At 60.9% G+C, this 15,323-nt stretch carries 14 protein-coding genes; 10 read left to right on the forward strand and 4 right to left on the reverse strand.

All coding sequences use genetic code 11. The annotated features are described in order from the left end of the window. Positions 1-44: 44 nt before the first annotated feature. From DM813_RS29075 to DM813_RS21205, 9 genes are all read left to right on the forward strand, one after another. Positions 45-779, forward strand: coding sequence for a methyl-accepting chemotaxis protein (locus DM813_RS29075; RefSeq protein WP_431312004.1), 735 nt, complete (start codon positions 45-47; stop codon positions 777-779). 124 nt (positions 780-903) lie between these two features. Then, positions 904-1,470: a nicotinamide riboside transporter PnuC gene (pnuC, locus tag DM813_RS21170; protein WP_128325356.1), complete on the forward strand. Its 567-nt coding sequence runs from the start codon at positions 904-906 to the stop codon at positions 1,468-1,470. Further along, complete coding sequence (locus DM813_RS21175) at positions 1,467-2,018, forward strand: AAA family ATPase (protein ID WP_128325357.1); 552 nt, start codon at positions 1,467-1,469, stop codon at positions 2,016-2,018. Before pnuC ends, DM813_RS21175 begins: the two co-directional genes overlap by 4 nt. A 296-nt stretch (positions 2,019-2,314) precedes the next feature. Next, on the forward strand, positions 2,315-2,752 hold the full coding sequence (locus DM813_RS21180) for a hypothetical protein (protein WP_128325358.1): 438 nt from the start codon (positions 2,315-2,317) through the stop codon (positions 2,750-2,752). A gap of 1 nt (position 2,753) precedes the next feature. Continuing rightward, positions 2,754-3,332 (forward strand): adhesin, encoded by a 579-nt coding sequence (locus DM813_RS21185; protein ID WP_128325359.1) that lies wholly within the window; start codon positions 2,754-2,756, stop codon positions 3,330-3,332. Positions 3,333-3,384: 52 nt separating this feature from the next. Next, positions 3,385-4,929 carry a heme utilization protein gene (locus DM813_RS21190; RefSeq protein WP_128325360.1) on the forward strand — a complete coding sequence of 515 codons (1,545 nt, stop codon included), beginning with the start codon at positions 3,385-3,387 and terminating at the stop codon, positions 4,927-4,929. 64 nt (positions 4,930-4,993) lie between these two features. Then, a complete protein-coding gene (locus DM813_RS21195; protein WP_128325361.1) occupies positions 4,994-5,674 on the forward strand; it encodes a C39 family peptidase in 681 nt (226 codons plus the stop codon). 33 nt (positions 5,675-5,707) lie between these two features. Beyond that, complete coding sequence (locus tag DM813_RS21200; RefSeq protein WP_128325362.1) at positions 5,708-6,466, forward strand: hypothetical protein; 759 nt, start codon at positions 5,708-5,710, stop codon at positions 6,464-6,466. A 46-nt stretch (positions 6,467-6,512) separates the two neighbouring features. After that, positions 6,513-7,793 (forward strand): hypothetical protein, encoded by a 1,281-nt coding sequence (locus DM813_RS21205; RefSeq protein ID WP_128325363.1) that lies wholly within the window; start codon positions 6,513-6,515, stop codon positions 7,791-7,793. A gap of 62 nt (positions 7,794-7,855) precedes the next feature. Here DM813_RS21205 and DM813_RS21210 read toward each other — a convergent pair whose 3' ends face one another. Continuing rightward, positions 7,856-9,181 (reverse strand): sigma-54 dependent transcriptional regulator, encoded by a 1,326-nt coding sequence (locus tag DM813_RS21210; RefSeq protein ID WP_128325364.1) that lies wholly within the window; start codon positions 9,179-9,181, stop codon positions 7,856-7,858. A 308-nt stretch (positions 9,182-9,489) separates the two neighbouring features. Between DM813_RS21210 and DM813_RS21215 the strand changes: the two genes are divergently transcribed. Then, positions 9,490-9,756 carry a hypothetical protein gene (locus DM813_RS21215; RefSeq protein ID WP_128325365.1) on the forward strand — a complete coding sequence of 89 codons (267 nt, stop codon included), beginning with the start codon at positions 9,490-9,492 and terminating at the stop codon, positions 9,754-9,756. Between the two features lie 131 nt (positions 9,757-9,887). Here the strand turns inward: DM813_RS21215 and DM813_RS21220 are convergent, their stop codons facing one another. From DM813_RS21220 to cobN, 3 genes are read right to left on the reverse strand one after another with little or no spacing between them, the layout of a single operon-like run. Then, positions 9,888-10,505: a vWA domain-containing protein gene (locus DM813_RS21220; RefSeq protein WP_241653232.1), complete on the reverse strand. Its 618-nt coding sequence runs from the start codon at positions 10,503-10,505 to the stop codon at positions 9,888-9,890. A gap of 47 nt (positions 10,506-10,552) precedes the next feature. Continuing rightward, positions 10,553-11,557, reverse strand: a complete 1,005-nt coding sequence (locus tag DM813_RS21225; RefSeq protein ID WP_128325367.1) for an ATP-binding protein — start codon at positions 11,555-11,557, stop codon at positions 10,553-10,555. A gap of 1 nt (position 11,558) precedes the next feature. Further along, positions 11,559-15,320 carry a cobaltochelatase subunit CobN gene (cobN, locus tag DM813_RS21230; protein ID WP_128325368.1) on the reverse strand — a complete coding sequence of 1,254 codons (3,762 nt, stop codon included), beginning with the start codon at positions 15,318-15,320 and terminating at the stop codon, positions 11,559-11,561. Positions 15,321-15,323: the final 3 nt, after the last annotated feature.

A 15,323-nucleotide genomic window follows, 5' to 3' on the forward strand; every position in this document is an offset into this window, starting at 1 on the left:
ATGCCAACCAGGCCCAACAGCGCAGCGAGCAGCAGTCGCAGCAGATGGAGCAAGTGGCTACGGCCATCAACGAAGTCACCTACGCGGTGCAGGACGTGGCCAGGAATGCCGAGCAAGCCTCGACAGAAATGCGCGATGCCCAGCACCGTGCCCAGCAGGGCCAGCACAGCATTCATGGCAGCCTGCAGCAAATTGATCAATTGTCGGGCACGATCGATGAAGCGGTGAAGGTGATCCAGACCCTGGCCAGCCAGAGCACGCGCATTGGCAGCGTGCTCGAAGTGATTCGCTCGATCGCCGAACAGACCAACCTGCTGGCACTCAATGCCGCCATCGAAGCGGCACGGGCGGGTGAACAAGGCCGGGGGTTTGCCGTGGTTGCCGACGAGGTGCGCCTGCTGGCGCAGCGCACGCAGCAATCAACGGCTGAGATCCAGTCGATGATCGAGCACCTGCAAGGCCAGTCCGAAGCCGCAGTAAAAGCCATCGACGCCAGCAGTGAAGCCTCGCGGCAGACCATTGCCCAGGCCAACGAGGCCGGTGTCAGCCTCGACGCCATCAGCCAGGCCCTGCACAACCTCACGGCACTCAATGCCTCGATTGCCAGTGCCACCTTGCAGCAGTCCCATGTGGTCGAAGAGATCAACCGCAATGTGACCGAAACGGCCGACCTGTCGCGCCAGACCGCGACGGCTGCGTTGCAGTCGAGCAGCGCCGGGACGGCGCTGAATCAGTTACGCGAACAACTGGACCGCTTGCTTGGCCAGTTCCGCGTCTGACCCTCTGCCAAGGGGCTGCGTGGCGGCCCCTTCATAACCCCAGGCACAAGCGGGTGCAATCTACGCATCCAGCGTGGCACAAGGTACAATCCCTGCCCTTTCCCGAACCTGCCTAGGAACGCCGATGTCCGGCCTCGAATTGTTCGCCGCCGTGCTCGGCGTTATTGCCGTATGGCTCACCACCCGGCAAAACCCCTGGTGCTGGCCGATCGGCCTGGTCATGGTATTGCTCTACAGCTGGGTGTTCTTCGAAGTGCGCCTGTACTCGGACATGCTCCTGCAGCTGGTTTACGCCGTGCTGCAGCTCTACGGCTGGTGGCAATGGACCCGACCGGGCAGCGAGCAACTCGCCCGCCAGGTCAGCTACCTGCCCATGCAACCGATGATGCTCAGCCTGGGCCTTGGTGTGCTCGGCAGCCTTGCCCTGGGCGCCGCCATGTCGGCCTGGACCGACGCCGCACAGCCCTGGCTGGACGCCGCCCTGACAGGATTCAGCCTGGTCGCGCAGCTGTGGATGGCACAAAAGCGTGTGCAGTGCTGGCCGCTGTGGATCGTGCTGGATGTAATCTTTGTCGGTCTGTTCCTTTATAAGGGGTTGTACCTGACGGCAGCGCTCTATGCCTTGTTCACCCTGATCGCCGTGCAGGGCTGGCGCGCCTGGCGGCGAGATCCGGTGTTGGCCAGCGCATGAAAGTACTGGTACTGACCGGACCCGAATCCAGTGGCAAAAGCTGGCTCAGTGGCGAAATACAGGCGCATTTCGGCGGTGAACTGGTGGGCGAATACGTGCGCCACTTTATCGACGAGCAGGGTCGCGACACCTGCTACGCTGACATACCGGCCATCGCCCGCGGCCAACTGGCCTGGGAAGACAGCGCCCGGGGCCATCAGCCTGAACTGTTGATACTCGACACGCACTTGCTGAGCAACATGCTCTGGAGCCGTGCGCTCTTCGGCGATTGCCCGGCCTGGATCGAACAGGCGCTGCTTGACCGTACCTATGACCTGCACTTGCTGCTCGATCCCGTAGGCGTCAGCTGGGTCGGTGATGGCCAGCGCTGCCAACCGGATCTGGGCCAGCGAAAGGCATTCTTCAACGACAGCCTGCAGTGGTTGCAACGCCACCGCCAGCCCGTGCAGATCATTGACGGCGACTGGCCCCAACGCAGTGCGGCCGTGCTCGGTGCGGTACAACGTTTGCTTGGGGGTAAATCCCCCGCTTGCCCCACCGAGTGTTAAACCACTGACACACCGCAATGGGCGATAGTCCCCGTAAATGCGCCCTAGCCCCCATTTCTGGGGGCGTTGTTACGCCGGTGATACATCCCGCAAAAAAACCCTTCAGGCAAGCCCACCAGTGGGCTAAGCGCGTAAAGGCTGAAAATCTGTCTCAACGGTGATACAGCAAAATACCGGCGCCTTTAGCTTGGTACGCCAACACTCTGATTTCATTGAAAATATCAAAACCGGCACACCTTCTGCTCTCCTCCTTGCAACGCTGATCAGGGCCAGCGACTGAAGAAGGAATTGCCACCGTGAGGAATTTGAACAAAGGCATACATCGCCTCCTGTTGATCGGCTGCGCACTGGGCTCAAGCTTATGCCTGCCTGTCCAGGCCGAGAACGGAATCATCATCATTACCCGTGATGTGCAACCGCGTAATGCGATGCGCCCGCCGCTCGCCCCCGACCCCTACCCCGTCACTGCCAATGCCAACCCGTCGACTCACATCCTCAAGCAGACCAACGAATTGAGCGATGGCGACTTCGCCAACATCAGCAGCGGCGCAGGCATCTCCTCGCTGGTCACTCAACAGACCAACAACCTCGGGGGCCAGATCAACAGCCAGACCCAGTTGCCTAACCTGGCCGGTGGTCGATCGCCAGGCTCCGGCAATGGCATCTCCAACATGGTCAATTCAAGCCTGCAGAAAGGCCTCGCGCCCCTGCAGATCCTGACCGGAGGCCAATGAAATGAGGCACACGCTGCTGATCCTGGCCACGTTCTGCAGTGCACCGGCCTTCGCCGAATCCCTTGTACCCGTCATCAACACTGCCACCATCGACAACTCCGGTGCGCAGTACCAAGGCAACATGACCGTCAACCAGGCGGCCGGCGACCTTCAGCAACAGGCCAATGCCCGGGCCTTTGCCGTGGGTCATGAAGCCAGCGCGACCACCGAGATCCGACAACGGCTACGCTCCGAGGTCGATCCCAGGATGGATGCCCAATCCAGCATCCAGGGCAACTCCTTCAGCAACGGCAGCGGTGCACTGGGCGTCAACCAGAGCGCGGGCGCCAGTACCCAGCAAGCGAATGCGGTGCGCATCAGCATCAGCACCCAGCCGCAAAGCATCGACGACAGCGTCCTCATGCAACAGAACGTGGCGCTGCTCAACACCTCCGACTCGACTGACTCTGCACTCGGCAACCGCCAGGTCACAACCAGTGACCAGGCATTCACCGGTAGCCGCGGGGTGATTCAGTTGAATCAGAGCGCCGGGGTGGGAAACCGCATGGCAAACACCCTCAGCGTACGGGTCGCGGACTGACCCAAACAGGTAAGAACAACACTTAACCTAAAATAAAGTACGGAGAATCACCATGAAACCCTCGATGGCACTCAAGCCTCTGGTTTTCGCAATTGCTGCGGTCATGGCTGTTGCTGTACAAGCGGAAAATAACGATAGACGTGGCAATGGCCACCATCACAACAATAACAACCACACCCCACCGGCAAAAATGGTCGAAATCAACGCGACCGCCAATGCCAATGACAGACAAACCAGTAACAACAACAAAATCGTCAACCAAGGGACCGAGAACTCGGCTGAAATGAGTTCTTCCGCCTCGGGCACCAGCGGCAACGTCGGTGTCAACGTGGCAGCAGGCGCCGGCAACCAACAAGACAACGCTGCGGCCATTGCCAACGCGTCCTCTGACAACAGTGCCATCGACAACAGTTTTGTCTTTGGCACTTCCGAAGCCACCTCACGCGTCACCCAAACCAGCAACAACAACAGGGTCTACAACTACGGCAGCACCAACTCGGCAGTCATGAGCGCGTCGGGTAGCGAAGGCAGCGGCAACATGGGCATCAACATTGCTGGTGGCGACCTGAACCAGCAGAAAAACACCATGGCAATTGCCAACACCAATGCACCACTGGGCAACGCCACGGCTACCGCTTCGGCTAACCAAAGCGGCCCAGGCCTGGTTGTAGAAAACAACGCCGACCGCACCTACCGTGTCGATACGCTGACCTTCACCACGAGCTCCAGCGGCTCGTTCTCCCGCGATGGGACCTTTGATGCCAGCGTAGACAAGAGCTCGTCTTCGAGCTCGAGCGAAAGCGGCTCGTGGAACACCGCCTCCAACGGCTCCAACAGCTGGAGTGCCAGTGGTTCCAACAACTCGTCGGCTAGCGGCTCCAACAGCTCGTCGGCCAGCGGGTCGAACAATTCGTCGTCCAGCGGTTCGCTCACTGCCAGTGCCAACGGTACCAACAGCTCGTCGTCCAGCGGTACTAACAGCAGCGATCACAGCTCTTCGTCGAGCTCTACCCTCACCGCTTCGCTGGACGCCGCGGCCGGGGCCAGCGTGACCAATACCCGTGATAACAACGGCAACGTCAACACGCGTACCCAAAGCTTCGATGCTTCGGCAAACGCCAACCTCAACGCATCGCTGGAAACCACGCACGAAGGCTCGTCGAACTCTTCGTTCGACAGGACCCGTGACTCGTCGTTTGATCGCTCGCTGGACGTGTCTTATGACAAGTCTCGCGAATCGTCCTACGACAAATCTCGCGAGTCTTCCTACGACCGGTCGCGCGAATCGTCGTTCGACAAGTCGCTGGAGTCCTCGTTCGACAAGTCGGCCTCGGCCTCGTATGACAAAGCCAAAGAAGCGTCTTCGGAGTCTTCGGACAGCATCTCGAAGAGCTACAGCGAGGCTAACTCGTACGACCTGAGCAACACCATCTCGTTCCAGGTGTTGACCCCTACCGGCTGGGCTAACCCTGTAACCAACACTGCAACCCTGAGCGGTTCGGTGAATGGCGGCAGCGGCAACCTCGGCGTCAACGTGGCTGCCGGTGTCGGCAACCAACAAAGCAACTCGCTGGCCATCTCCAACCAATCGTTCTGATTGTTGTGGCCTGGAGGCCCCCTTCGGGGGGCCTTTTCTCAACAGAACCAGAAGGCAGCTGAACATGCGCATTATCGCCTTGGCGTTGTTGCTCTGCGTGACCAGTCTGAGCGAGGCAGCGCAAATGCCTCTTTCCGTTTTGCCGGGTGGCGCGGTGGTGTTCAAACCCATCCAGAGCGTACGCGAGCGCAAATTTGCCGACCTGGTGCAACAAAAAACCGACTTCAGTTGTGGCGCTGCGGCGCTGGCAACCATCCTGCGTCAAGCCTACTGGCTGGACGTGAATGAAGAACAGATCATCGAAGGCATGCTGGCGCACGCCGATCACGACCTGGTCCGCGTCCAGGGCTTCTCCATGCTTGACATGAAAAAGTACGTGGAAAGCCTCGGCATGCGCGCCCGCGGTTACCGGGTGGCCCCGGAAACCCTGCAAAGTGTACGCATTCCGGTGGTGGTGCTGATGGACATCCGCGGCTACAAGCACTTTGTCGTCATGCAGAAGGTCGACAAAGGCTGGGTGTATATCGGTGACCCGGTGCTTGGTCACAAGCGCTACACCGTCGACGACTTCGTCAAGGGCTGGAACGGCATCATCTTTGCCATCATCGGCCAGGGTTACGACAAGACCAATGCCTTGCTCGACCCACCGCTGCCGCTGACCGCCAAGAACCGGATAAACAACTTCACCCCGGTTCAAGACGCTGAGTTGATGGATTTCGGTTTTATCCAAAGCGACTTCTTCTAATGACAAGGGAGCACGACGCTCCGGGAGCATCCAATGAAGACTCCACTCTGGCTGGCTGTGGTCTGCATGGCCGCCAGCCTGCCGACTCAGGCACAGTCGTTCAAGCCCATCGAACTGAAAGACCAGGAACTGGCGAACCTGCGCGGCCGCTATGTGCTGCCCGGACGCATCGTCAGCTTCGGCATTGTCATGACCAGCACCTGGCAGAATGCCAACGGTGAAGTGATCGGCGCCACGTCCACGATGCAGATCCAGCAGTCGACCATCAAGCCTCAGTTCTATGTGTCGATGATCAACGAAAAAGGCAATGGCTCGGCAAGCGCACAAAACAACAGCACAGGCGCCGTAACCGGCACTGTCACCGGTGGCAACGGTCTCAATACCACCGAAGGTGTCACCCAGGTGGTACGTGCGGCCGGCGATAACAACACGGCCTACAACAACGTTGATATCAACGTCAGCAAAGCCAACCAGGCGCCTGCCGTGCAGCAACAGGGCGAAGCATTGGCCGCCGGCACCACCTTGGTGGGTTCCAACGGCGCAGGCTCGCTGAGTGTTTCCTCAACCGGTACGGGTGTTCAACTCAATATTGTCGCCAACAACAACCAGGGCAGCACCGTGCAACGCCTGGCCCAGGGTGGGCTGATGCAGAACACGACCTTGCTCGGCGGCGGCAACCAGGTGAACAACCTGACCTCCCTCAACGTCGTGCTGCGTGACAACGTGCCGACAGCCGGGTCGCTGAACAGCAACCTGGACCAGCTCAAAGGTCTTCGCACTCTCGGATACTGATCTACGCTCAGTCTCATCAAATGTAGTCAGAAGGGACGGCTAACCCATGCAACGATCGTTGACGCTCAGGGCTATTGTCTGTTTGAGCACCCTGACTCCGGCCACAATGCTATACGCAGCGCCAGACCCTCAGGTCGAAGCACTAAAAAAAGAACTCATGGAGCTGAAGCAACGGTACGAAGCACAACAAAATGCGCTGATGGTCCTTGAACAGCGCGTTCGCCAAGTCGAAGAAGCCCCGGCAACACCGGCCCCCAAACGTCTGACCAGGTCCCCCGCGGAAACCACCCGGGATGGCCAGACAGTGGCGGCCGGCGCCCCAGGCACCACCAACAGCTCCTACGGCCAGTCGCTCAAAGACGATTCGGAGCCGGCGCAGAGCGTTTCCAACCTGTATGACGAAGCCAGTGGCTTCTTCGGTGGCGGCAAGTTCAGCGTCGAGACCGGCCTCACCTATACCCACTACGACACCCGCGCCCTGGTCCTCAACGGCTTCCTGGCACTGGACTCGATTTTCCTCGGCAATATCAACCTTGACCGTATCAAGGCCGACAACTGGACCCTGGACCTCACCGCCCGCTACAACGTCGCACAGCGATGGCAGTTCGATATCAACGTTCCGGTGGTGTACCGCGAATCCACCTACTCCTCGGGCGGCGCAGGTGGCGCCGGCCCGGTTACCTCCGATGCGACGGTCACCCGTGACCCAACCATCGGCGATATCAACGTCGGCGTTGCCTACAAGTTCCTCGATGAATCGGAAAACTGGCCCGACGCGGTCGCCACCCTGCGCGTCAAGGCGCCGACCGGTGATGATCCCTATGGCATCAAGCTGGTCAACGACCCCAGCAACGATAACCTCTCGGTGCCTGAGGACCTGCCCACCGGTAATGGTGTGTGGGCGATTACGCCCGGGATCTCGCTGGTCAAGACCTTTGACCCTGCGGTACTTTTCGGCAGCCTGTCGTACACCTACAACATGCAGGATTCGTTCAGCGACATCAGCCCCACGATCAACACCAAAGTCCCGGGTGACGTGAAACTCGGCGACTCCTGGCAAATCGGTGCGGGTATTGCCTTTGCCTTGAACGAGAAAATGAGTATGTCGTTTTCGTTCTCCGATCAGTTTGCCCGCAAAAGCAAGATCAAGCCCGATGGTGGCGACTGGCAGTCGGTGCCCAGCAGCGATTACAACGCCGCCAACTTCAACATCGGCATGACCCTGGCTGCCACCGACAGCCTGACCATCGTGCCCAACCTGGCCATCGGCTTGACCGACGATTCGCCGGACTTCTCCTTCAGCTTGAAGTTTCCGTACTACTTCTAACGTGCCCGCCCATGAAAAAGCCCGCCGAAGCGGGCTTTTTCATGGGCGGTACTCGCAACTACTCAGCGGATCTGGTGCTTGTGCAGCAGCCGGTAAAACGTAGGCCGGGAAATACCCAGCACCTTGGCGGCGATACTCAAGTTGTCGCTGTGCCGGTTGAGCACATCGCACAACGCCTGACGCTCGGCCAGGTGCTTGTAGTTTTCAAGCGTGCCCATGCTCGGCACGAAGGCATTCTGACTGTGCAGGCCCAGGTCCTGCGCTTCAATCTGCCGGCCCTCGGCCAACACCAGGCCGCGCCGCACCCGGTTGGCCAGTTCACGCACGTTGCCAGGCCAGTCGTGCTTGCCCATCGCCATCAGTGCATCTTCGCTGAAACTTCGTGGGCGCCGCCCGGTTTCCAGGCTGTAGAAATGAGCGAAGTGATTCGCCAGCATCGACAGGTCGCCATGCCGGTCTCGCAACGGTGCGGTAACCACCTGCAGGACATTGAGCCGGTAATACAGGTCCTCACGAAAGCGGCCGCGGGCGATGGCCTGTTCCAGGTCAACATGGGTGGCGGCCAGCACCCGCACATCCACAGCTATCGGCTGGCTGCCGCCAACCCGCTCGATGTGTTTTTCCTGAAGAAAGCGCAGCAAGTTGGCCTGTAGTTCCAGCGGCAGGTCACCAATTTCGTCGAGAAACAACGTGCCACCGTTGGCCGCCTCGATGCGGCCGATCTTGCGCTGGTGGGCACCGGTAAACGCGCCCTTTTCGTGGCCGAACAGCTCGGACTGGATCAGTTGCTCGGGCATCGCGCCGCAATTGATCGCCACAAAGGGTTTGTCCCGACGCTGTGACTGACGGTGCAGGGTTCGCGCCACCAGTTCTTTGCCCGTACCACTTTCGCCGCGTATCAGTACCGGCGACTCGGTCGGTGCCAGTTTGCTCAGCAGTTTGCGCAATTCGCGAACGGGTCGGCTGTCACCCAGCAACTCATGATCATCCTCATCAACATGCACAGTACCCTTGCCACGCAGGCGCGCCATGCCGAACGCACGACCGATGGTGACCTGCACGCGCGAGACATCAAACGGCAAGGTGTGGAAATCAAAGAACCATTCACAGACAAAGTCGCCGACGTTCTGCATCCGCAGTTCATCGCCACCGAGCACGGCGATCCACTCGGTTTTGCTGCGTTTGATGAGGTCTTTGACCGCGTCCGGATGCTTGAGGTGCGAAGCCTGCAGGCGTAGCAAGCCGACATCACACGGATGCTCCAGGGCCGAAGCCAAGGTACAGCTGTGAACATCCCAGCCGACGTTGCGCAGGCCTGGTAATAAACGGTGACAATCATCGCAGGGGTCGACGATCAGCAGGCGGCGATTGGATGCAGGCTCAAGCATGACCTTTCCTTGGCGCCAATTGATGGATTTTTAATAGAAACAGCAAGTTGGCGGACCCGTTTGTAACAGTAGCAACGATGCGTCAAACGCCCACTACCGTCTGTCTGTAAAACAATCGTTCACACCAGGCCCCGGGAATCTTTTTTAACTTTCAGCGTCACAGCCGGCAAGTGTTACAACTTTTTGCGATAGATGAAAAAAGTTGCAGTCTGTTGTGACTTACCCCGGTGCTGCGTGCATCAGTACAAGTAACCCACCGCTAACGCGGCTGTTAATTACCTTGTTTGGCCCACAGAGAGACCGAACCCATGAACGCCCCGCTCCGTGTCAACGAAGCACTGCTGATTGCCGACCACGCCTTCGAACCCTTCCAGTGTGTTGCCTGGGATTCGCCGAACGGCACAGGTGAACTAAGCCTGACAGTGATCGACCGGACAAGCACGCGCATTGGCAGCAAGCAAGTGCCAAGCAGCACCTACTCCGACCCGGCGCAACTGGCCAGCCTGATTGAAGAAATGCGTGCCGAGTTGAAAAAACAAGGGTGCGCCTTGCAACCCTGGTCAATGCCCGCATAAACAGTATGCGTTACTTGCATTGCCAATGAGTGCGCACCGGTTCACGGTGTGCACCCGGCAATTAAGTTGTTACATTCATATGACTGCGACACATAGCCGCAGTATTGCCAGCACCGTATTGTGCGCGTGGCTTAATTAATTAAAACCTTGAAACTTTCAATCGACCGGTAGTCCGCTTCCAACTGCCGGGCCAATAAGCGTGCGCGCCCCAATCGCACCGGCGAACACTCCATATCGATCAACATACTTGGGCACGGCAGCGGCTGTAACGGATCCCAGGCCTTTAATCGACCATCGGTCAGTACCAGGCAACGTTGTTGTTCTTGCGGGTGACGGCGCTGGCGAGCCAGTAACCAGTGGCGTGCCTGTTCAAGGGCGGCGAGCAGTGGTGTCCCCCCGCCTGCACCGAGATTTTCCAGCCAGGGTTGCAACGCTGCTGACGCTTTCAGGCCATGACGCTGCCAACGTGGCGTATTGCCGCTGGCGGTGAGCAGGGTCAGCCGTGCTCGCTGGCGATAAGCCTGATCAAAGAAACTGGCCAACAGGCCCTTGGCCTGGCTCAAGGCCTGGAAACGACGGGTAGAGGCCGAGGCGTCGACGATCACCAGCCACAGTTCATTGGCGCTCGCCGTGCGTTGCTGCCAACGCAGGTGGCTGCGCTGCGTCGGACGACCGTTGAGCAAGGTGGCCGGCCACGCCACTTTACCCTGCTCGGCCGCGCGGGCCCGCCCACGAGGCCCCTGCTTGATAGCACCTGCTCGGGGCCTGGCATCCGTTGTCTGCGACCGACGGATGCTCAGGGCTTTTTTGCCCAGTTCGGCACCTCGCGCCGGGCCCCGGTTGCCGTGGCCTGTGGCGGCATTTCACCCCAGGCGCCCTGGCCTTGTTGCCTGCTGCCGGCGTCACCGCCCGGTGGTGGCTCGGTCGGGGACTGCGGCGGCGATTGAGGCGTTTCGCGGCGGCGGTGACGCAGGGCAAAGTCTGCCACTGCGTCGATGTCCTGCGCTTCGATCGCAACGCCACCCCGCCAGGCCACATGCGCCCGGGCGGCACGCAGCCAGACCAGGTCTGCGCGCAAACCATCGACACCCGCGGCAAAGCAGCGCTCGGTGATCTGCGCCAGGGCATGATCATCCAGGGCGATGTGCGACAGTTGCTCACGTGCTGACTGGCAGCGTTCCCGCAATTGTCGTTGCGCCTCGGCCCAGGTTTGGCAGAACCCTTGCGGGTCGGCATCGAAATCCAGCCGGCGTCGAATAATCAGCCCACGTGCCTGCGGTTCCGGTTGCCCGTCCAGGGCAACATTGAGGCCAAAGCGATCGAGCAATTGCGGGCGCAGTTCCCCTTCCTCAGGGTTCATGGTTCCGATCAACACAAAACGGGCGCTGTGACGATGCGAGATGCCATCACGCTCGACACGATTGGTACCACTGGCGGCAACATCCAGCAGCAGATCGACCAACGGGTCAGCCAGCAGGTTGACTTCATCGACATACAGCACGCCGCCGTCGGCCTTGGCCAGCACACCCGGCGAAAACTGCGCTTTGCCCTGTCCCAACGCGGCATCCAGATCGAGGGTGCCGACCAGCCGCTCTTCACTGGCGCCCAGTGGCAGCGTGACGAACGGGCCTTCGTTCAGCAGATCCGCCAACCCGCGGGCCAGCGTGCTCTTGGCCATGCCTCGTGGCCCTTCGATCAAGACGCCGCCGATCTTCGGATCAATGGCCGTCAGGCACAGGGCCAGTTTCAGCTCATCGGCGCCGACCACGGCAGACAGCGGGAAATGTACAGGTTCGGTCATCTCAGTTCTCTTCTTCGCCGTCCAGCAAGTGCTCTTCCAAGGCCTGTCGGTACGCACCTGGTGCCTCCCAAAGGCCTCGCTGCTGGGCTTCGAGCAGGCGCTCGGTAATGTCACGCAGCGCCTGGGGATTGTGCTGTCGGATAAAGTCACGGGTCGGGCCATCGAGTACATAAGCCTCGGCCAGTGCCTGGTAATGATGGTCGTCGATCAAGTGCGTGGTGGCATCGAACGCGAACAGGTTATCGACGGTGGCCGCCAGCTCGAAGGCACCTTTGTAACTATGGCGTTTGACTCCGTCTATCCATTTGGGATTGAGCGCACGGGCACGGATCACGCGGTTGAGCTCTTCTTTCAGGGTGCGGATACGCGGTCGGTCCGGTTGGCTGTGATCGCCGTGGTAACTGGCAACGCGAGCACCACCGAGGCTTTCCACGGCGGCCAGCATGCCGCCCTGGAACTGGTAATAGTCATTGGAATCAAGCAGGTCGTGCTCATGATTGTCCTGGTTCTGTATCACCGCCTGAACCTGGCTCAAGCGTCGGGCAAAATCGACCTGCGCGGGTGTGCCGTCATCCGCAGCGCCATAGGCATAACCACCATGGTTGAGGTAGACCTCGGCCAGGTCCTTGCGCTCGTTCCACAAGTGCCCGTCGATTGCATTCTGCACGCCGGCGCCGTAAGCCCCCGGCTTTGCCCCGAATATCCGCCAGCCCGCCTGACGCGCCGCCTGCTCTTGGCTCACGCCCTGGCGCTCCAGTTCGGCACGTTCACTGCGTACGCGAGCGGCCAGCGGGTTGAGGTCTTCAGGCTCGTCCAGCGCCGCCACGGCTTGAACCGCCGCGTCGAACAGCTTGATGAGATTACCGAACGCATCGCGGAAAAACCCTGAGACACGCAGCGTCACATCCACCCGTGGACGGTCCAGCAGGCTCAGGGGCAGGATTTCAAAGTCATCGACGCGCTGGCTGCCACTGGCCCACACCGGGCGCACCCCGAGCAGGGCCATGGCCTGGGCGATATCATCACCACCGGTACGCATGGTTGCCGTGCCCCACACCGACAACCCCAATTGGCGAAGGTGGTCGCCGTGATCCTGGAGATGACGCTCCAGAATCAGGTTGGCCGACGCAAAACCGATGCGCCATGCCGTGGTGGTCGGCAAGTTGCGAACGTCAACGGTATAGAAGTTGCGACCGGTCGGCAGTACGTCCAGGCGACCGCGGCTCGGCGCACCGCTGGGCCCTGCCGGGACGAAGCGGCCCTGTAGCGCTGCCGACAAACCGGCAAGCTCTGCAGGACCACAGGCATCCAGCTGTGGCGCAATATGCTGCTGCAAGGCCTCAAGCACCGCACGTACATCGGCCCATTGCGGCTCGGCTGGCAGCTGCGCCCCGCCGTTCACGGCCTGGCTGATGAAGCAGGCCGCGAGCTTTTCCAGGCGCTCGCGGGTGTCGCCCATCGTTCGCCATAGCGCTGCGTCCTGCGCCAGCAACATTGCCGGGCGCGGGCCCTGCCATGGCTGGCCAAGGTCACAGTCGAGCGGGTCAAAGCCCAGTTGCAGGGCGCGCGCCAAGGCTCGCAACAGGCTGGCATTGGCACCCCGGCCATCGCCGCGTTCAACGCGTAACAGGGCCAGCAAGGTATCGATGCGCAAGCGCCCGCCCGGCGATTCGCCGAACACATGCAGGCCGTCGCGTATCTGCGACTCTTTAAGGTCGCACAGGTAGGTGTCCAGACGCGGCAACCACACGGCGGCGTCATCCAGCGCGCCTTCAAGCTGCAGTTCACGATCGATATGGTTGTCGCGTACCAGCGCCAGGATGTCCCGTTGCAGCTCACGTGCACGCCGTGGGTCGAGCAACTGGGCTTCGTAATACTCGTCGGCCAGCGCTTCAAGATGACGCAACGGACCATAGGTTTCGGCGCGGGTCAGTGGCGGCATCAGGTGATCAATGATCACCGCCTGGGTGCGCCGTTTGGCCTGGGCGCCCTCGCCCGGGTCATTGACGATAAATGGATAGATGTTGGGCAGCGGCCCGATCAGTGCGTCCGGCCAGCACTGGGCGGAGAGACCGACGCCTTTACCCGGCAGCCACTCCAGGTTGCCATGCTTGCCCACATGAATCAGCGCATCGGCGGCAAAACCATGCCGCAGCCAGAAGTAGAACGCCAGGTAGCCGTGCGGCGGCACCAGGTCCGGGTCGTGGTAGACCGCACTCTGGTCCAGCTGGTAACCACGGGCAGGCTGAATGCCGACGAAGGTCAGGCCAAAACGCAGGCCGGCGACCATCATCCGCCCGCTGCGAAACATCGGATCGTGTTCGGGGCTACCCCAACGCTCCAGCACCGCCTGCTGATTGGCCTGGGGCAAGGCGGCAAAGGCGCTCTGATAGTCGTCCAGGGCCATGCTTTGCAGGCAGGGCCGCTGGTCGAGGCTGTCCAGGTCGTTGCTGACACCGCCGAGCAATGCCTGAATCAACGCTGTGCCGCTGTCTGGCAGGTCGCTCAGCGGATAGCCCTGGTCCTTCAGTGTACGCAGAATGTTCAACGCCGCTGCGGGCGTGTCCAGGCCGACACCGTTGCCGATACGGCCGTCGCGTGTCGGGTAGTTGGCCAGCACCAGCGCCACCCGCTTTTGCTCATTGGGCACCTGTGCCAGCGCACACCAGCGCCGCGCCAGTTCCGCGACAAAGTCCATGCGCTCGGCATGTGGGCGATAGCAGACTACGTCCGACTGGCTGCGCTCGCTGCGCCAGGCCAGGTCCTTGAAACTGATCGGCCGGGTAATGATGCGCCCGTCCAGCTCCGGCAACACGATATGCATGGCCAGGTCGCGAGCCCCCAGGCCCTGCTCGCTGGCCGCCCACCCGGGCTCGTTGTCCTGGGCACAAATGGCTTGCAGCACCGGAATGTCCCGGCGAAACGGCCGCAGGTGCGGTTGCTCGGGGCTCGACTGGGCGAAGCCTGTGGTGTTGATGATCAGTGCGGCATCGACCTGATCCAGCCAGTCTTCTACCTGGTTCAGGCAACCGGCCTCTTTGAGGCTGGCCACCGCGATGGGCAGCGGATTGAGCCCGGCGAGCTGCAAGCGCTCGCAGAAGGTGTCGATAAAAGCCGTATTGGCCGCCTGCAGGTGCGAGCGGTAGAACAGTATCGGCACCACCGGTTGCTCGACCTGCCAGTCTGCAAACCAGTCGGCGAGTTCAGCGCTGGCCTTGCGCGGGTGATAAACCGCCGTACGCGGCAGCTGTTGCGGCTCGCTCCAGGGGTAGTCACGCTGCAGCCACTGGCTGGCCAGGCAGTTGAACAGGTTCAGCGCATTGGCTTTCCCGCCCTGGCGCAAGAAGTGCCAGAGCCGCTCGGCCTGCTCGGGCGTTACGGTACTCAGGCGGGTGAGTTCCGGGTCGGGACGATCATCACCCGGCACCAGAATCAGCTGCACGCCACGGGCCGCCAGTTCCAGTAGCTGCTCGACGCCATAGCGCCAATAGCCGACGCCGCCGTGCAGCGACACCAGAATCACCTTGGCATGGCGCAATACCTCGTCGACATACAGGTCGACCGAAGCATGGTTTTGCACCTGCATCGGGTTGGCCAGACGCAGGCTGGGAAAATCCCCGGGCAACTGCTGGGCGGTTTCGGCCAGCAGCGCCAGGTGCGAATCACCGCTGCAGAGAATTACCAGCTCGGCCGGGGTCTGGCCGAGGTCGGCAATGCTGTCGTCCGGTACAAAACCACCGGGCTGGGTCCGCAGCAGGTGCATGGG

It is taken from the genome of Pseudomonas alkylphenolica (assembly GCF_004025535.1).
Lineage (GTDB): Bacteria > Pseudomonadota > Gammaproteobacteria > Pseudomonadales > Pseudomonadaceae > Aquipseudomonas > Aquipseudomonas alkylphenolica_A.